General features: G+C 42.0%; 15 protein-coding genes and 2 pseudogenes. 3 read left to right on the forward strand and 14 right to left on the reverse strand.

The window, feature by feature from the left end; genetic code table 11:
* Positions 1-5: 5 nt before the first annotated feature.
* The 3 genes from GPW69_RS06595 to cls form a co-directional block, all read right to left on the reverse strand.
* Positions 6-1175: a DUF3114 domain-containing protein gene (locus GPW69_RS06595; protein WP_074391870.1), complete on the reverse strand. Its 1170-nt coding sequence runs from the start codon at positions 1173-1175 to the stop codon at positions 6-8.
* Positions 1154-3367, reverse strand: coding sequence for a single-stranded-DNA-specific exonuclease RecJ (gene recJ, locus GPW69_RS06600; RefSeq protein ID WP_044686005.1), 2214 nt, complete (start codon positions 3365-3367; stop codon positions 1154-1156). Before recJ ends, GPW69_RS06595 begins: the two co-directional genes overlap by 22 nt.
* 156 nt (positions 3368-3523) lie before the next feature.
* The gene (cls, locus tag GPW69_RS06605; RefSeq protein ID WP_044769163.1) at positions 3524-5071 is read right to left on the reverse strand and encodes a cardiolipin synthase; all 1548 of its coding nucleotides are present in this window, start codon (positions 5069-5071) and stop codon (positions 3524-3526) included.
* Between the two features lie 216 nt (positions 5072-5287).
* On the opposite strand from cls, the gene GPW69_RS06610 reads away from it, so the two are divergent.
* On the forward strand, positions 5288-8473 hold the full coding sequence (locus GPW69_RS06610; protein WP_074391869.1) for a M14 family zinc carboxypeptidase: 3186 nt from the start codon (positions 5288-5290) through the stop codon (positions 8471-8473).
* 37 nt (positions 8474-8510) lie between these two features.
* On the opposite strand, the gene GPW69_RS06615 is transcribed toward GPW69_RS06610, so the two are convergent.
* From GPW69_RS06615 to miaA, 6 genes and pseudogenes are all read right to left on the reverse strand, one after another.
* Positions 8511-9266, reverse strand: coding sequence for an SDR family NAD(P)-dependent oxidoreductase (locus GPW69_RS06615; RefSeq protein WP_074391868.1), 756 nt, complete (start codon positions 9264-9266; stop codon positions 8511-8513).
* Positions 9263-10192 (reverse strand): ribonuclease Z, encoded by a 930-nt coding sequence (gene rnz / locus GPW69_RS06620; protein WP_074391867.1) that lies wholly within the window; start codon positions 10190-10192, stop codon positions 9263-9265. The genes GPW69_RS06615 and rnz overlap by 4 nt, the downstream gene beginning before the upstream one ends.
* A gap of 10 nt (positions 10193-10202) precedes the next feature.
* Complete coding sequence (locus tag GPW69_RS06625; RefSeq protein ID WP_074391866.1) at positions 10203-10832, reverse strand: cystathionine beta-lyase; 630 nt, start codon at positions 10830-10832, stop codon at positions 10203-10205.
* A pseudogene (locus GPW69_RS10940) lies at positions 10816-10962 on the reverse strand (GTPase HflX); the annotation flags it as partial. The pseudogene GPW69_RS10940 and the gene GPW69_RS06625, both read right to left, overlap by 17 nt.
* A gap of 74 nt (positions 10963-11036) precedes the next feature.
* Positions 11037-12066 (reverse strand): annotated as a pseudogene (hflX, locus tag GPW69_RS06630) (GTPase HflX); the annotation flags it as partial.
* The gene (miaA, locus tag GPW69_RS06635) at positions 12059-12943 is read right to left on the reverse strand and encodes a tRNA (adenosine(37)-N6)-dimethylallyltransferase MiaA (protein ID WP_074391864.1); all 885 of its coding nucleotides are present in this window, start codon (positions 12941-12943) and stop codon (positions 12059-12061) included. The pseudogene hflX and the gene miaA, both read right to left, overlap by 8 nt.
* A 68-nt stretch (positions 12944-13011) precedes the next feature.
* On the opposite strand from miaA, the gene GPW69_RS06640 reads away from it, so the two are divergent.
* Positions 13012-13182 carry a DUF3042 family protein gene (locus GPW69_RS06640; protein WP_012775205.1) on the forward strand — a complete coding sequence of 57 codons (171 nt, stop codon included), beginning with the start codon at positions 13012-13014 and terminating at the stop codon, positions 13180-13182.
* Between the two features lie 100 nt (positions 13183-13282).
* Here GPW69_RS06640 and GPW69_RS06645 read toward each other — a convergent pair whose 3' ends face one another.
* On the reverse strand, positions 13283-14449 hold the full coding sequence (locus GPW69_RS06645) for an MFS transporter (protein WP_074391863.1): 1167 nt from the start codon (positions 14447-14449) through the stop codon (positions 13283-13285).
* 197 nt (positions 14450-14646) lie between these two features.
* Between GPW69_RS06645 and GPW69_RS06650 the strand changes: the two genes are divergently transcribed.
* Positions 14647-15795 carry a cobalamin-independent methionine synthase II family protein gene (locus GPW69_RS06650; protein ID WP_044763959.1) on the forward strand — a complete coding sequence of 383 codons (1149 nt, stop codon included), beginning with the start codon at positions 14647-14649 and terminating at the stop codon, positions 15793-15795.
* Positions 15796-15865: 70 nt separating this feature from the next.
* Here GPW69_RS06650 and GPW69_RS06655 read toward each other — a convergent pair whose 3' ends face one another.
* From GPW69_RS06655 to folP, 4 genes are read right to left on the reverse strand one after another with little or no spacing between them, the layout of a single operon-like run.
* The gene (locus GPW69_RS06655; RefSeq protein ID WP_044683219.1) at positions 15866-17176 is read right to left on the reverse strand and encodes a GntP family permease; all 1311 of its coding nucleotides are present in this window, start codon (positions 17174-17176) and stop codon (positions 15866-15868) included.
* 50 nt (positions 17177-17226) lie between these two features.
* Positions 17227-17715 carry a 2-amino-4-hydroxy-6-hydroxymethyldihydropteridine diphosphokinase gene (gene folK, locus GPW69_RS06660; RefSeq protein WP_024400722.1) on the reverse strand — a complete coding sequence of 163 codons (489 nt, stop codon included), beginning with the start codon at positions 17713-17715 and terminating at the stop codon, positions 17227-17229.
* Complete coding sequence (folB, locus tag GPW69_RS06665; protein WP_074391862.1) at positions 17712-18074, reverse strand: dihydroneopterin aldolase; 363 nt, start codon at positions 18072-18074, stop codon at positions 17712-17714. Before folB ends, folK begins: the two co-directional genes overlap by 4 nt.
* The gene (folP, locus tag GPW69_RS06670) at positions 18067-18879 is read right to left on the reverse strand and encodes a dihydropteroate synthase (RefSeq protein ID WP_074391861.1); all 813 of its coding nucleotides are present in this window, start codon (positions 18877-18879) and stop codon (positions 18067-18069) included. Before folP ends, folB begins: the two co-directional genes overlap by 8 nt.
* Positions 18880-18884: the final 5 nt, after the last annotated feature.

The raw sequence follows: 18884 nt of genomic DNA on the forward strand, positions 1-18884 counted from the left end.
TCTTTTTAAAAATAATTTTTACTCTTCATTATACCATGAAATTGTTTTTTGGTACATTTCAGACCTATATCTTTAGCAAATCGTCTCCTCACATTCGCCACACAAGCTGCCCTGCTATGCCCACCATAGGAAAAACTTCCTTGCTGATTAAAGTAAGACTGCTCCCAGCCAACCTCATTTCTTCCTTTTTGGTAGTGGCGCAAGCGAGTAGGCGATAAATAGACTCCCATCTTTGAGCGTAGCAATTCTTTCCGAAAAACGGGATCCTGCGTGCCAACTGGAGCCATATCAAGTTGTCTATGGCGCTTATTATTAGCTCTGGCATAATTGAAGGAAGCCCCGTTTACCACGCCATTGACATGTGGTCGTTCTTCTAAAATCAAGGCAAATTGTCCATCTTGATTTAGGATAAATTCACTGTGAAAATGAATCAAAATCTTCATATTGACTGGCAAGGTCTTCTGATTTTTCTTGCCGAACAGTTGTTTATTGTGTAGGCGGGCAGATTCTCGTAAGCGGTAAGACCACCGAGGTAGGCTACGTAAATAGGCTACTAGAGCCTGCCAGTCTGTTTTTCCTTTTCCAAACTGCTGACGTACCCAAAAAGCCTGCTGATAGGAAATAAGGTAGCGCAGTTGATGGACCTGTCTGTTTAACGGCCGTTTGACTTCTAATTCTCGAACTGGAAAAGCCTTATCAACTAGCTTAGCAAAGTACCGCCAAAACGGATGGTGTGGAGGACAATTCACATCCATCTTCTGCAAAAGTTCAGGTAATATCCCGTGACTTAATTCCTCAGGAAAATCTAACATATTCATACTTTGCTCCAATAAAGCCGTCGCTTTCTCTTGGTTTAAAGAGCGACTGTCAACTCTTATCAACTGATAAAAGCTAGTTGAGGCAAAAATAGCAGCTTCTTTTATCAAATTTTGAACAAATGCTGGGATGGCTTCTTGTTTTAGAGGCAACAGTTGTTTCAGGAAAACCTTTTTGATGGCTCTTTCTGACCATCCTACTCGCCGTAATTCAATCAGTGCGTGCTTTATTTCGGTTATCTGTTCAAGATTTTTCAACAGGCTTTTTTGCCTGAAAAAACTATAAGTGTAGAGAAGCGTTCCAAGCACTCCAACAATAACCAGAGCTTCTACTGTCATCAAACGCGACCACATAACCATTCATAAATTTCCTGAACGGTGCCAAGCGCCATCAACTCTTGTTGGATAACTGTTTCTTTCAATTCTTGATATATTTGACTTTCTGAAATCTCTCGCTTCTGCGCCTCTTTGTTGACCCGCATAACCCCATCCGTAATGGTAACAAATTCTAATTCTTGGAAAATCTGAATCATTTTGACCAAGAGACTGTCCTTAATTTTTAAGTAACCAGCCAAATCTTTCAGTTTGTAGCGGACATCAAACTCATCAAATTGGTAAATAGTCTTATACAATTTAGCGAATTGTTCTCGGCTACCATAACCATCTAGATAGTACGGTTTGGCAATTTCATTTTTAAAATAAATGGCCTCAAATTCTCTTTCCTGAAAATAGCTACGCAGACTACTGAGGTCCTCAGGCAAGTTAGCTAAGACAATTGCTTTGTTATCTGCTACTGGATTTTCAATGTCCAAAATTGGGACTCCTGCAGGAATAGGATGTTGTTTTCCACGAATATTATAAAGTTGAACACCATTGACCCGAGCATCAACCAACATGAGCTGAAGACTGGTATTACCATTCCATTGATTGACAGACAAGGTAACAGCTAGTTCTAAGCCCTTGGCCTGTGAAAATTCCAAGGCTAGATTACCCTTACCAAAAGCAACCACATCAAATCCAGCAGCACCTTTAGTAATGCGTAGTTTCAAATGGGCATTATTCTGCCCCATAGTTCTTGCTGATTCTACCTGAAAGTCTCTGATGTAGAATACAGGCTTTTTATTATCCATGCCGTAAGGCGCAAGCTTCTCGAAAGATTTTAGAGTATCTAGGGTTAATTCCTCTAAATCCAATTCTTCATCTAAGACCAGCGAAGACTTGCTGGATAAATCCAATTTATTTTCGATAATGTAGTCTGCCAAGGTTAGAGCAAGCTCTTCAAGTTTGTCAACTTCCAAGGTCATACCTGCTGCACCAGCATGACCACCAAAGGCGATAAATAGGTCCTGATGATCTTTAAGGGCCTTGAAAATGTCAACCGCTTCAACAGAACGAGCCGAACCCTTTGCCTTACCATCTTCAATAGACAAGACGATAACAGGCTGGTGCAATTCTTCTAGTAGGCGTCCTGCTACAATCCCTAAAACACCTGGGTTCCAACCTTCTTTAGCCAGAACTTGAACAGGTCTATCATGACGGAGCATGGTTTTTGCTTCATCGTAAATTGCTTGGACAACGTCTTTGCGTTCTACATTTTTACTGTTAATCATGAGAGCAATCTCATGGGCCTCTTCGTCATCAAAACCAGTCAGTAATTCGATGGCTGGATTTGGATCATCGAGTCGACCAAGGGCATTCAACCTCGGAGCAAGTTGGAAGCCAACTGTTTCTTCATCAAGGCTATCCATATCAATGCCAGCTATTTTCATCAATTCTTGGAGGCCTGCACGTTCGGTCTGTTTGAGAAGGGACAGACCATATTTGACCATGACACGATTCTCATCGGTCAAGCTAACCATATCAGCGATGGTGCCAATTGCGACCAAATCCAGCAAGTCTGCATGAACCGTTTCAAGAAGGGCACAGGCCAATTTGAAAGCCACACCGCAACCTGCCAAATGTTTGAAGGGATAATTTCCCTCTGGATGCTCTGGATGTACAATCGCATAGGCATTGGGAAGGGTTTCCTGCATGGAATGGTGGTCTGTCACGACAACATCGACACCCATTTCCTGGGCATAGGCAATCGCTTCATGACCCGCTACGCCATTGTCCACCGTCACAATAAGAGAAATCCCCTGCTGCTCGATAAAATACTTGTAAACTGATTGATTTGGCCCATAGCCATCTGTGAAACGATTGGGAAGATAAACTTGGACTTCTGCCCCCATTTCCTCCAGAGTTTCTTTCAGAATAGATGCCGAGGTCATGCCATCTGCATCATAATCTCCATAAATCAAAATTTGTTCGTAATCTTCGATTGCTCGGCGAATCCGCTCTACCGCCTTGTCCATATCATGTAGTAAATAGGGATCGTGAAGGTCTTCTAAGCTTGGTTGTATGAAAGTATGCAATTCTTCCGCCGAATGGATACCACGTTCATACAGCAACTTAGCCGCTACCGGGTCCACTCCTTCTTTTTTAGCAATTTTGATAAATTGTTCATCAGAAAAACCGGTCAATAATTGCCAGTCATAATTGGGTTTTATCACGTTTTTTTACTCCTTAATACTCAAAATCACAAGTAACCTGTAACTTTTTCGAGTATAAACTATCTTTCTATTATATCATTTTCCAAGAAAAATGGAGCAAGGTAAGACCGAAACAGAATATCGATCCCTTGCTCCATGAAGAACTAATAGTGCAATTTATAATAACGGCGAAATAATTCGCAGTAGGGCTCCTCCCAAACGCTTATACCAAGAGTACGTTTTATGGAAGGTTAGAAGGTTAATTTGCTGTGATTTTTTGAAGGAATGAGTAAAGTCATCCTTAATAGCTGCCAAAACTGCTGAGTGATTGTAAATATAGAGACCGCACTCAAAATTAAGATAAAAAGAGCGAAAATCCATATTCACCGTACCAACAGTAGCTTTCTTATCATCGACCAAAACAACTTTGGAATGGACAAATCCAGGCTGGAATTCAAAGATTTCAATTCCTGCTTCCAAGTAAGTCGGAAAATCAGTACGAGCAGCCAAATAGGCTGATTTTTTATCATAGATATGCGGGAGCAGAATGCGAACCTCGACTCCACGCTTCGCAGCATAAGTCAAATTATCAATCATTTCATCATCCAACACTAAGTAGGGTGTCATGATATAAATATAATCCGTTGCCGACTGAATCATGTCTAGGCAGACTCGTTTGGCTACCTCATCTCCATCAAATGGATTCTCGCCATACGGAAGGAAGAAACCTTCAGCATCAATGGTTTCCGTCTCTAAATCTTTATGCGTTTTGAGGTATTGTAGATCATCTGTCTCTGTCTTTTCATTGTAATTCCACATTTGAAGGAACATCAACGTAAAGTTTGCAACAGCTTCTCCCCTAATCATAATCGCTGCGTCTTTCCAGTAACCAAAACGCACTTTCTTGTTGATGTATTCATCTGCGATATTAATGCCACCAGTAAAGGCAACCTTTCCATCAATAATCGCAATTTTTCTATGGTCACGGTTATTTTGCACTGTAGATAAGGCTGGGATAATTTGAGAAAATACTTTGGCTTTTATCCCATATTTTCTCAAGGTTTTATAGTAATTATAGGGAAGATTGGTCAGTGAATTCATCCCATCATACATAAAACGAACTTCCACCCCTTGCGCTGCCTTTTCCTTCAAAATGTCAAGGATGGAATCCCACATATATCCCATATCGACAATAAAGTACTCCATGAAAATATACTGCTCTGCCTTTTTCAATTCTTCTAGTAGAGCTTCAAATTTTTTCTGACCTGTCGAAAAATAGACGGCATCCGTATTGGTATGAATTGGGTAGCCAACGTACTCACTCATAAAGTGAGCTAATTTCAGTTGCTCCTTATCTTCCCGCTCTAATGCCTTCATGACCTTTTCAGACGTCTTACTATACTCCCGAAGTCTTTGTGCTTGCTTATGAAAATTTTTACGATAGCGTTTGGTTTCGATGTTGGACTGCAAAATAAAATAGAATAGAGCACCAAAAATCGGAATACCAATGACAAAAACAATCCAGGTTAACTTAAAACTGGTATTCATCGGTCTATTGATGATTGAAATAGCTACAAAAATCGAAAAAATTTGCAAAACAATCAATAAAGCAGGCATATAGGTAGCTGCCGAACCTACCAACCATAGAATAAGGAAAATGGTTAGAACAATCAAACTAATGACGATAAAGGTCCGACTGTATATAATTTTCCAAAGTTTTTCCATACATCTCTCCCTTATTTTTTTTACCATTATAACAGATTTTAGTTCATTATCCTACTCAAAATAAATAGTCTTTATGATCCGATATTTCTGAATATTTTAAATATATAAACATATTCAATTTATATTGTAAAGACATATATTTTTTGATAAGATAGGCATGAAATAACCCGTTTTAATTTACTACCCCGTACACATTATCAAAAGGAGGAAGTTCGTATGAAACTTTCATATAAGAAAAGGCTGTTGAATCAAGTCCTACTTGCCTCAACGGTTCTTTTGGCTGCATCTCTCACTCAGGGAACGGTCTTCGCAAATACAGAGGAGATGCCAACTACTGCTAGTGAAACAGTGACTCCACTGCCTGAAGAGACTCCTATCACGGAAACTAGCACAAGCGAAGCTACAGATAATCTTGTAGAAGGGAAGGAGACAGAAAAACAAACTGAAGAAATAGCAGATACTTCTCCTACACCTGTTTCCACAGAAGAAGATACAACATCTTCCGAGCCCAATGCCGAGGAAACTACGCTCAAATCAGCTAATAATGATAGTCAGGATCCTACAGAAGAAAAATCTGCCGTACCAACTATTGATACAATTACACTCGAAACAAAAACTGTCTATCTATCGGAAGCAGTCACTATCACAGAATCCGTCACTCTTCCAGATACGACTGAAAAAATAGAATGGACATTGGATGGAAAGCCTATCTCCGAATGGAAAACATGGAATTTGAAAGAGGGAGATTTCACAGGCGATACATTTATCACAGTAGAAGAAAGCAGACAGGATAACCAACTTCATTTGAATATCCAGCTCGCAGCTCTCTTTGGAGAAGATTTGAGTAAACGGACACCGAGTAATATTCGCCGTACCTATCGACATTTTATAAAAGATATGCTATTGGAAGGTACTAGTGCCGATGGAAACTTGATAATTTCAAAAACTCTTCATTTCCGTCCTTATGAAGCCTACCGTACACATGAGGAAATGTTGACAGAGATTGAGGAAACTAAAAATAATGCCGCGACCGACCGCCTAGTAAGGATTGAGTCAATTGGTCAATCAGCTGAAGGTAGAGATATAAAAATGGCCGTTGTGGCTAAAGATCAAGCAAGTATTGATAAATATCTTACTGAAACAACGCCACTCATGCTGACCCAACCCGACCAAATGCTGAAAGAGTTGCAAGCTGGAACCTTCGACTATAAATTACCTATTCTCATCAACAACACTCATGCTGATGAACAACCCGGCATAGATGTAGTAACTAGCCTATTCAAAGAATTTGCACAAAAAGATACCATCACCTTCCCATCTACAGATGCCGATGGAAATCCTGTTACTCTTCATTTAAAAGTGACAGATTTGTTAGATAAATTTATCTTCTTGTTCAATTTCACAGAAAATCCTGATGGCGATGTTAAAAACTTGCGTTCACTAGTAAATGGTTTGGACCCTAACCGCGATACTGGTTTCCAAGTGAATCCAGAAACACAAGCCATCGTCCGTCAAATCCACAAATGGAATCCAATATCTGTTTTAGATATTCATGGTTTTGTATCTGGATTTCTCATCGAGCCTGCCACTCCGCCACATGACCCGAACTTTGAATATGATTTACTAGCCGATATTATGCTGGAAAAAGCTCACGAAATGGGCCGAGCAGGTATTGCAAATTCTAAATATGAACGCTACACCATTCCTAAAGTCCACTGGGGAGATGGTTGGGACGATTCCTTCTCAGGCTATACAGCGGTGTATGCAATGTACCACGGTATTCTTGGACACACGATTGAAATTCCAGAAGGAAATCAAGAATCATTCAAGGCGGGATTCTTTGCTGTTTTGGGCGGTGTTCACAATATGGCAACCAAGCCAGACAGTCTCATGGAAATGCGTCTCAAATACTATTCACGCGGTGTCAATAAGGTAGAAGATCCAAAAGCAGAGTCTGAATTAGTCGGACCAGACGGAGCTGTTGTCGGACGTGTCAAAAAAGACCAGCCAAAATTCTTCCCAGACTACTATGTGATTCCTATGACGCTCGATAAACACAACGATATGCAAGAAGCATTTAAGATGATTGAATATTTCAATCGTAATGGGGTTGTTGTCAAGGAATTAACTGAAGATGTTGGAAACTTCCGCAAGGGCGACCTAGTTGTCGATATGGCTCAAGCCAAACGAGGATTCGCTAACCATGTCCTCTACGCTGGTTCTGATGAATCTGCTTGGGGAGCCATGTATGCTGAATTGGTGGTCAACTTCCCAGATATGAAAGGCTTTAGCGCCAAGGCTATATTTGAAGAAAATGCCTTTAGCGGCAAATTAGGTAGCATCACATGGACAAAAGCTCCACGTACTACAGAAATTGATTTCAAAGCGCCTTACTATATCGTTGCAAACACATCTGAAAGCGCCGTTCAGGCCATTAATCAAGCCATCAAATCAGGTGCTAAGGTCTACCTTACAGACGATGGCTACATCATGGAAACTAACCAATTTAGCCACTTACTGGACACCTATGCTCTATACGGCGAGCCTCTCTATAAGAAGCCTCTTGGACAAGAATTGAAAGCAATGAAGGTGTATGCTCCTTCTCACTCTTATAGTTGGGCAGGCGACTTTGCCATTCTTGCAAATGCTGCACTTGCGGTAGAACGAATGGGCTTTGAAATTGTCAATAGCGCAGATGAGGCTGATGCTATCATTCTCGAATCTGATCAATTCGATGCCAGTGTATTTGGTAAGAAACCAATTATCATCGTAGGTGGTGTCGCCATGCAAAAACTGGAGGAATTAGGAATCTTAGCAGGTTTCAATGCGGAACAATTTACAGATGGTGGTGACTATGAAGGTCTCATGCGGGCTATTATTGATGATAAAGATCCATTAACAAGTGGCTACGCTATGAATGGACTTTTCTATTCCAACTCCGGTAATTGGATTGAAGGCATTCCTGAAGGATTTAAAACACTTGTTAAAATTGCTGACAAAGATTATTATATCGCAGGGTGGTGGCCTGGTCATGACAAATTAGCCAATAAAATTGTCGCCATCGCTGGAAATTATCAAGACCAACCTGTCTTTATTTATGCAGGTAATCCAACAAACAAGGTCCACCCTGTTCACTTCTTCCGTTGGGTGTCCAACGCCCTATTTGGTAGCCAATTAGCAACCTTAGAAGACTTACCAGCTGTAGAAATTCTTGTACCACAACCTGAAATGCCAAAAAATATTCTGGATGAGGCGCCAAAAACTACTACAGTAGTACATACCACCAAGTCTACCGATGCAAAACAACTACCTCAAACAGGTGAAAAAACAAACTATATCGCTATCGCATTAGGTAGCCTACTTCTAGGCAGTATCTCCTTACGTAGAAAAAAGCGTAGCTAGTATACACGAAAATGCCGAGTTTTATTTCGGCGTTTTTCTATTTCAAATTAAATACTGTACTGGCCAAGTAGTCTGCTATTCTTGGAAAGAGAGTATAGAGTTTATGAGCAGCTGCTAGTGACCGAGGCAGATTGATGTCCCGTTTCTTCGTTCCCATAGCTGAAACAATCTTCTTGGCAACATAGTCTGGCTGGAGTAAGAAAGCCTTGACGCTCTCTTGATAGCTTCCGTCTGGATCTGCTTGGTCGAAAAAGCTGGTTGCAATAGGTCCTGGGTTAACAGTTGTAACCGTCACACCATACTGGGCTAATTCCAAGCGAATGGTATTGGAAAAACCCATAGCTGCAAACTTGGTCGCCGAATAAACGGATGACTTGCTTGAAGCGATCAAGCCTGACATGGAAATGATATTGATCATCTGCCCGCTCCGTCTTGCCTTCATTCGTTTACCTACTAAACGGCACATGGTCATCAGAGCAAAAGTATTGATGTCAAACATAGCTTGCACCTGCTGGCTGGAAAAATTCTCAAAATCATCGTAAATGGCATAGCCAGCGTTATTGACCAAAATATCAATCTGACCAAACTGACTATCCAGTTCATCGAAAAATGCCGTCAGAGCTATTTCATCTCGGATGTCTACATCAAAGACAGCCTTTTTTTCATGGTAAGCATAGAGCTGCTCAATTTTTTCGACATCACGACCTAGTAAAATCAAAAAATCATCCTTCAGCAAGGGCACCATTTCCTGTACCAAGCCACCAGAAGCACCTGTGATTAGAATGGTTCTCATAGCTCAATTTCCTCTAAATCCTTGACAATATGAACCTGCTCGAAAATAGTACTTGCATCTTTCCGTAATTGACTAATATCCTTGGATAAAAATCGTGGACTGATATGATTCAGCAAGAGCTGCTTGACACCAGCATCCTTGGCAACCTGAGCGGCTTCCATATTGGTCGAATGCCCATGCTTGCGAGCAATCTTCTCATCACCTTTTCCGTAAGTCGCCTCATGCACCAGCACATCAGCATTGACAGCCAGACGGACACTAGCATGACACTTACGCGTATCACCAAGAATGGTCACCACTTTACCAGGCCGAGGAGGAGAAATATAGTCGCTGGCAATGATTTCCCTGCCGTCCTCCAAGGTCACGTTTTGACCGTTTTTGATTTTTCCAAAAAGGGGGCCAAATGGTACACCTGCCGCGCGCAGAGCCTCTGCATCCAATGTCCCTTCCAAATCTTTCTGGATGACACGATAGCCGACACAAGGAATGGTATGGTCCAGCTTTTCAGCGAATACCGTGAATTTGTCGGTTTCTAGGACCTGACCTACCGTATCAACATCAAATTCATGAAAATGAATACGATAAGGTAGGCGTGTCCCTGATACTTTCAAACTTGCCAAGACAAAGGAACGGATGCCAACAGGACCGTAAATATCAATATCAGTCTGCTCCTCACTTGACTGGAAAGAACGACTGGATAAAAAACCTGGCAGTCCAAAAATATGGTCTCCGTGCAGGTGAGTGATAAAGATTTTTGCGACCTTACGTGGACGAATAGTCGTTTCCAAAATTTGATTTTGAGTTCCTTCGCCACAGTCAAATAACCAAACCTGATTGACTTCATCCAAGAGTTTCAAGGCCAAACTGGATACATTTCGAGCCTTGGAGGGCTGACCAGCCCCCGTACCTAAAAATTGAATTTGCATTGTTTACTTTCTAATGTTTTATATATAAAATTGCAGAGCGACCCGACCAGGCATAATAGCTCTGACCAGCATATCCGTCCGCCACTTCCAGCACTTCTTCCTGATTAAAGCCTGAAATCTTGACCAAACCTTCTGTCGTCTCTACTTGAGTCAAGAGGTAGTCTGTTTCAACTTCCTCTAACTCGACGTTCACAAAGGGATTGACTTTCATAAAAATCTTGCCCTCCTCCACAAAGACGACATAGTGGGGAAAGACTTGGGCAATTTCAAAGAGCAAGCTATCCGTCACTTCCTCTACTCCTTCCGAAAAAACCTGAGCCAGACCGTCCGCCGATACATAGGCAAATCCGAAAGACTTGCCTGACAAATTCAGGCGGACAAAGGGCTTGTCTTCTTCAAAGCTGGGCTCTTTTGGAAAAAGGCAGAGCTGCTGAGATAGAGTGAGATAGTAGTTCGTCGCCTCTTCTGCTCCTTGTTTCTGGTAGATTTCCGCAAAATAGGCATTGATAACCGAAGGCGGTGGCGTGATAAAATCTAGTTTTTGTTGGTCAGTCAAATCAGCTAATTTCTTCGCCAGATAGACCTTGTCCAGACTGGTAAAGCCACCGTATTTGATGGCCAAATCAAGATAATCCGTCATAAAATTCTTCCAACTTCCATTTATTGCTGGAAGCGATATAGCCTGATACCACTTCCACATCCTCTTCGTAGGTCCGATTTTCTATCAGAGCTAGAGTAGCTAAATCGTGCAACTTGTAAGCTTCAGCTAGTGGGACCCTGACCTCAAACCGTTCAAACATGGTCTTAATCTTGGCCAAGACCATCATCTGTATATGGCCTTTGGCATTTTCATCCTTAGCGGACAGCATGACATGAGGAAACTGACTGGGGGTAAAGCTGTCGTCCGTCTTGTCCAACTTGTTGTAGAGAGCTAGACGTGGAATGTCCAGCATATCCAGGTCTTTGAGAATATCCAAGACCACCTGCTCCTGCTCGCTATGATTGGGGTCAGAAGCGTCTATGACATGGAGCAAGAGGTCCACGTTCATGGACTCCTCCAAGGTGGATTTGAAGGCAGAAATCAACTCAGTCGGCAGGTCCTGAATGAAACCAACCGTGTCAGTCAGGGTCACATTGAACTTGTCAGCCAAGTTAACCTGCTTGGTCGTGGCATCAAGTGTCGCAAAGAGTTCGTCCGCCTCATACTGTCGCTTATCCGTCATGGCATTCATAATAGTGGACTTACCAGCATTGGTATAGCCAATCAAGCCGATTTTGAACACGCCTGATTGCAGACGGCGTTCACGGACAGTCGCTCGATTTTTCTCAACTGTTTTGAGTTGGCGTTCGATGTCGTGAATCTGGTTGCGAATGCTCCGACGGTTGAGCTCCAACTGGCTTTCACCTGGTCCACGAGAGCCAATACCACCCGCCTGACGGCTGAGCATGATACCTTGTCCAACCAAGCGTGGCAACATGTACTTGAGCTGGGCCAAGTGGACCTGCAGTTTACCCTCGTGACTCCGTGCTCGCATGGCAAAAATATCCAAAATCAACTGCATACGGTCGATGACCTTGACACCTAAAATCTCCTCCAAATTGACATTCTGACGGGGTGTCAGTCGGTTATTGACAATGACGGTATCAATCTCGTCAGCTTCGACCATCTGGGCAATTTCTTCTAGTTTCCCTGAGCCGACAAAGGTCTTGCTGTCGTATTTTTCACGTTTTTGAGTGTAGACTCCCTTGACCAGAGCGCCAGCTGTCTTAGCAAGGCTTGCCAACTCTTCCATGGACATGTCAAAATTATCTGTTTGCTGTAATTCCACTCCAATCAGGAGGGCGCGTTCTTGTTCTTTCTGCGTTTCAATCATTTAAAAATTCCTCCACGGCGGTGAAAATCTGCGACTTGTAATCTGGCTCGCCTACTGAATAAAAGGGAACCTGCATCCGATTTCTAAACCAGGTCAATTGGCGTTTGGCAAAGCGGCGGCTATTTTGCTTGACCTTATCAACTGCTTCTTCTAGGCTGATTTGATCTGCTAAGTATGGGAAAAACTCCTTGTAGCCAATTCCCATAGCAGCTTGGGCTTCTGGGTATTCTTGGTAGAGCCAGCTAACTTCATCTAGTAAGCCCGCCGCCACCATCTTATCCACTCGCTGATTGATGCGGTCGTAAAGAACCTGTCTATCATCCGTCAGGCAGATGTAAAGAGGCTCAAATTCTGACTCTGTATTTTCTAAATTCTTGCCAAATTTTTTCAACTCTAACCCACGAATAATTCTCCGTCGGCTGTTTCCTTCGACCGTCAAACCTGCCTGCTCTGCCATTGATTCCAAATCCTCATCAGACAAGCAGTCGAGTTCCGCCCGATAAGCAAGAACTTGCTCTTGGTCAACCTGCCCGCCCAGATGGTAGCCTTCAAGCAGACTTTGAATGTAAAGCCCTGTCCCACCCACGATAATAGGCAACTTGCCACGACTAGTAATGTCTGCAATTAAAGCCTTGGCTTCTGCTACAAATTCATAAGCCGAATAGCCCTCGGTCACATCTCGGACATCAATCAAGTGATGCACCGCAGCAGCCTGCTCTTCAGGACTAGCTTTTGCCGTACCAATATCTAGTTTGCAATAGACTTGCTGGCTATCACCGCTGATAATTTCTCCATTGTAGCGCTGGGCCAATTCAATGCCTAAAGCAGTTTTTCCTACCGCAGTTGGTCCAATGACCACAATAACTTTAGTTTTCATCTTTTTCCTTGAAAATATTTTGTTTTTTCGCTAAAATCTATTATAACACAAGTAAAGGAGAAATAACTATGGCTAAAGGTTTTGGTAAAGGTTTCTTGACAGGTGTTCTTTCTACAGTTGCTCTTGCAGCAGGTGCAGTCTTCACTGTTCACAAAACAATCATTGAACCAGAAGAAAAGAAAGAAGCCTTCATTGAGGAAAATCGTAAAAAAGCTGCTCGTAAACGTGTAGCACATTAAAAAGCTGGCAAAGGTCCCAGCTTTTTTTGTTTGACAAAAAAGCCCTTAGAAGCTCTGCCATTTTCACAGAAAAATGCCAGCCTTCTTAAGGGATTATACTTTATAAAATAATATCTTCTCTTTCAATGAGAACAATAGTCCACATCATGGCAAGTGTGACGATAGCCAGAGAAAGAATCAATGGCATCCAGTTTCCGAAGATTGGATAGCTATAACCGAGAAGGCCTGGTCCAAACGCTGCAATGAGATAGCCACCTGTCTGCACCATCCCTGATAGCTGGGCAGTAGCCTGGCTATTGCTTGTTTTCAAAGTAAAGCTCAACATCATATAAGGGAAGAGGGCTGCATTTGAAAAACTTAAAATAATGTGAAGTGCTGACCAAAGAATGAGATTGGTCGGAATCAATGCCATCATAGCCAAGCCAAGCAAGGTAACAGAGGAAATAGCCAGCATGATATTTCGACGCATTTCTTTTGTCTGACGGGAAAGAACAGCTGGGATAATCATTGACATGGGAATAGCTGTCATATTAAAGAAACCAGCCATTAGACCTGCTTCTGCCTTACTAAAGCCAACTGATTGAGAAATGGTTGGCAACCAGGTAATCTCTGTATAGTAGAGGACTGATTGTAGCCCACCAAATATCAAAAAGGCAATCGCTGCTTTATTTTTCCAGATAGATGATTTCTGTTTTCCTTGGTTCTCACTTGAAAATCGATGGTTATTTTTTACATTAGGCAACCAGATTAGGAAAGCCAGAAGCACCAATCCTGTAATTAACAGAATAAAAAATTCCCAAGAACTAGAGGATACAATTGGAACAGCAATCATGGATGCAACTGTTGCCGCCACCCCCATGAGAGTGATATAAATCGTCGTATATAGACCAATTTTCTTTGGAAAATTAGCCGCAACCAAACTTGGTAGCAAAACATTAATAAACGCTATTGTAGCACCAACAAGCATAGTACCAATGTAAAGGGCTGGTAAGTTGAGAACTCGCATCCCTGAACCAAGCACCATAACCAGTAAGACTAGGGCCATTAGTTTTTCCATGCCAAACTTAGCCGCAAGACGCGGTGCTAAGGATGAACAGAGAGCAAACATGATGAGCGGAATAGAGGTTAAAATTCCTAATGAACTCACTTCTACTCCCAGTCCTGCTGCAACATCTGTCAAAATAGCAGGTAAAGCTGTAAAGGGGGCACGCATCACGACCCCTAGCATGACGATTCCTGCAATTATAAAGGGTGATTGTTTTTTCATTTTTCTCCTAAGTCTCCTAATGTTCGGATTTCAGCACTTTCGATTATACCATAGTTGACAAATGATAGAAAGTTATTTCTGTCTTTTTTTCTAGTTATAGTTTTTAACTATGGATTTGCCATGAAAATAACTATTTTTCAAATGATAGCTTCTGAGTTAGAATAGGTTCATCACTAAAACGAAAGAGAGATACATATATGACAACTTCAAGATTCCAATTAGTCGGTTCACTTCTTCGACCAGCAAACTTAGGAGAATTTAAACGTAAAATTGAGCATCGTGACAATATCCAATACCCATTCTACGACGCCTTTGATGGCTATCAAGAAACTGAAGCTGCAACTATCGAGGCGATTGTAGCTGAACAAAAAGCAAATGGTATTGATATTGTAACAGACGGTGAGTTTTCAAAATCAATGTGGCATCTTGACTTTGTCTGGGGCTTCGATGGTATCGAGCGTTACATTGCTGAGCATGGTTATCCTTTTAAAGACCATGATGGACAAATTTTTGAAACACGTAAGGATATTGGATTGCGTATCACAGGTCCTCTTTCAGCAAAAAATCACCATTTCATTGACATTTATAAAAAAGTTAAAGAACTAGCTGGTGAAACTGATACAAAGTTAACTGTATGGGGACCTGCCCATGCCTTTACCGAGCTTGTTCTCTTCAATGGTCAAGTCGGTCCAGACCAAGTTTATAAAACACGTGAGGATTTGAAAGAAGGTTTATTGGCTGCCTATAGAGAATTTTTAGACCAGTACAAGGAAGCTGGTGGACAAATCGTTCAATTCGATGACTGCCTTTGGGAATTATTCGACCCTGCTAACCCTGTACCTTTCTTGCCACAAGACGATTCTGAAGCATTGGCTGCTTTGGCTGATGAGTTTGTTGCTATCAATAATGCTGTTATTGATTACGGACATGAAATTGGCTTAACCGTCTGGACGCACAACTGCCGTGGTAACTATGAAAGCCGCTCAGCAGCTGGCGGAACTTACGAAGCCATTGCTGAAAAATTCCTGCGTGACCAAAAATACGATCGATTCTTCCTTGAGTGGGATGATGAACGTGCAGGTGATTTAAAAGCTTTGGAAAGCTTGCGTGATAAGAATGTCGAAGTCGTTCTTGGTCTACTTTCAAGTAAAACTTCTGATTTGGATGATGAAGAACGTGTTTATAAATTACTCGAGGAAGCAAGCAAGATTATTCCAAAAGAGCGTCTCTACTTGTCACATCAATGTGGATTCGCTTCATGCGATTCAGGTAATGAATTGGCCATCCCGCAACAGTGGGCAAAAATTAAACAAGGCCAAGAAATTGCAGAGAAGTTTTGGTCTTAAGCCACTTCTTGTTATTCGTGCATAAAAGCCCCGCCATTTGGCAGGGCTTTTATTTGTTTGTTAATCAATCCTAATATAGCAAAGGCGCCAACAGTAAAATCACAAGTAAGGCTAACAAATGCCCAACTGTCACTAGGATAAACGAATACTTGAGTCCTCGTTTCATACTTAATTTCGAAAGATTGTGGAAGGTAATCATCACGCCAGACTGAGGCACAACTGTCAAGATAGCTGATGCAACAACTACTACACGATGCAGCAACTCTGGATTAATCCCCATTTCCAAATAGGCAGGGAGGAAATTACTTGAAGCAATACCTACCGCACCAGAAGATGAACCGATAATACCACTAACCAATGCTGTCGAAACAGATAAACTGATCAGCGGTGATCCTGGTATTTGTTGAATCCATTCTTGAATGACTGCAAAACCTGCTGACAAGGTTAACACCGTCCCAAATGCTACGGTACTAGAAGTTGCAAAAGCAGGCACTATAGATGCTGTTGTCGCAGCATTCAAAATTTCTTTTTGATTTGGCAGATATGGATAAAAAATCAAGGCTGATAGAAGAATAGAGACCAACAATCCGATTGCCAGGACATTCGGAGTTTTACTCATTAGGAAAATCGTCCCAATAAGACTGAATAGAGGCAAGACTGATAAAAATAGATTTGGTGTCTTATCAGCTACCACTACTGCAGTTTCATCCTCTTCTTCCGTATACGTCTCTCCATTTGCTAGACTTTTCTTGAGGCAGTAGGCCATGTAGAGCAAGCCAAATACTAATAGCGTCAAGCTGGCTGCCAAACTGATAACGGGGGCCGCGGTCAAGCTAGTTCCCAAAACTTTTGTCGGAATGACATTTTGGATGGAAGGTGCCCCAGGAAGAGTTGTCATCGTATAGGTACCTGCTCCCAAAAAGACAGGAATCGGAAAAAGGGCCCAGTTGATATTCAACTCTTTAAAGAGGGGGCGTGAAAGGGGAAGCAAGGTAAAAATGACTACAAAAATACTCACACCACCATAGGTCAAAATGGAAGCAATCAAAGTGATGGCTAACAAGCCCTTATAGGGACTATCTTTTCCCATTACTTTCAAAATGCTATTGGCAATCGTCTGCGTAGCTCCACTCGCCTCCATATAACGTGCCAAGATAGACCCCAGCATAAAGATGGCAAAATTATTAATCAAAAAACCTGCTAAGCCCGCCATATAAGACTGCTCTTTGCCCAACATAACTTCCAAAACATTCATCTGATTGGTCAGAATGATGATTAAACTAGCTAGTGGTGCCGCAATGATAACATGTAAATTTTTTGATGTCCAATAAATAATGGCTACAATAGCCAATAAAACCCCTAAAGTTGCTAAAATTGTCATAAAACTCCTTTATCTATTCTATCCTCTAATAAACCTAGTATCAGAGGCAACTATTTGAAAATTTTTATATCTTTTTGTTCCCCTAGTTCTGCAAGTAAGTCCGATACCACTTTTTTCAAAATTGGGTGACGGTAATCAGAAGCAATCTCAGCAAGAGGTTTGAGAACAAATGCTCTTTCATGGGCGTAGGGATGAGGAACAATCAGATTCTCTTCTTGAATCTTCTCCTCATCCCAAAAAATAATATCCAAATCAATGGTCCGTTGTCCCCATTTTTCAATCCGTACTCGGTCCAACTCTTGTTCGATGTTCTGGCAAACGCTTAGAAAATCCTGAGCAGATAAATCAGTATACACTTGACAGGCTAGATTGAGGAAATCAGCCTGATCTGTCTTACCCCAAGCTGGAGTTTCATAAATGTTGGAAACTAAGCCAAGCTGGCAACCTGGATGACTGGCTAATTTGTCTAGGGCTGCCTGTAAATAGGCTTGCCGATTGCCCATGTTCCCTCCGATACTGAGATAGGCTAGATGCTTCATGGTCGTTCACGCTCCAATTCAATTCCGACAGAATCATAGTGTCCAGCAATGGGCGGATTTTCCTTGTAAATGGCCAAGCGAATCTTCTCCACCTTTGGAAATTGATCAAAAATCTCCTGACAAATAACACCTGCTACCTTTTCTATAAGGATGTAGGGCTTGCCTTCCACAACTGCTTTAATGGTATCAAAGACCATACCGTAGTGAACTGTGTCTTCTAAATTGTCAGTTTGTGAAGCTGCTGTCAGGTTAACAAATAAATCACAGTCAACTGTGAAAATTTGACCAAGAACTTGTTCTTCTTTGAAGGCACCATGGTAGCCGTAAAAGCGACATTTATTGAGAGAAATCTTATCCATGTTGACCTCCAGAAGTCAATTGGTCCCAAACTTTAACGATGTCACGGTTGGCAGCGACATTGTGAACACGGACCATTTTACAGCCTTTTTGGACTGCCCAGGCAGACAAGGCTGCCGTTGCTTGATCGCGGTCAGTCGGTAAGCTATTTCCACCAAGCAGATAATCTACCACGCGCTTACGAGATATTCCAAATAGAACGGGATAACCAAGAGCAGTAATCTGTTCCAGACCTTGCAAGAGGTCCAGATTATGTTGGACATTTTTTGAAAAACCAAATCCTGGGTCTAACCAAATCCGGTCTGCAGAAACACCAGCATCAAGTGCTACTTGGGCACGCTCGGCTAGAAAGTTTTTGACCTCTCCAACAACATCCGCATAGCTTTCTTCTGTCTGGTTGTGCATGAGAATAATTGGTACCTTGTACTCCGCAGCCAAGGCTAACATATCTCCATCATAAAGTCCTGCCCAGACATCATTTAAAATATCTGCGCCTGCTTCCAAGGCTGCACGGGCTGTGCCTGTTTTATAGGTGTCAATGCTGACTAGACAGTCATAGTTTTCTTTGATAGCGCGTATAATCGGAACCACACGAGCAATCTCTTCTTCTTCAGATACAAATGTTGCACCTGGACGAGTGGACTCACCACCAACATCAATGACGGTAGCACCCTCAGCCAACAACTTTTCTACTTGTACCAAGGCAGACTCCACCTCATTATAGTGACCACCATCTGAAAATGAGTCTGGCGTCACATTAAGAATCCCCATAATGGTTACTTGATTCGCTAACTGTTCGATTGACATAAAAC

The organism is Streptococcus suis (genome assembly GCF_902702775.1).
In the GTDB taxonomy this organism is placed as follows: domain Bacteria; phylum Bacillota; class Bacilli; order Lactobacillales; family Streptococcaceae; genus Streptococcus; species Streptococcus hashimotonensis.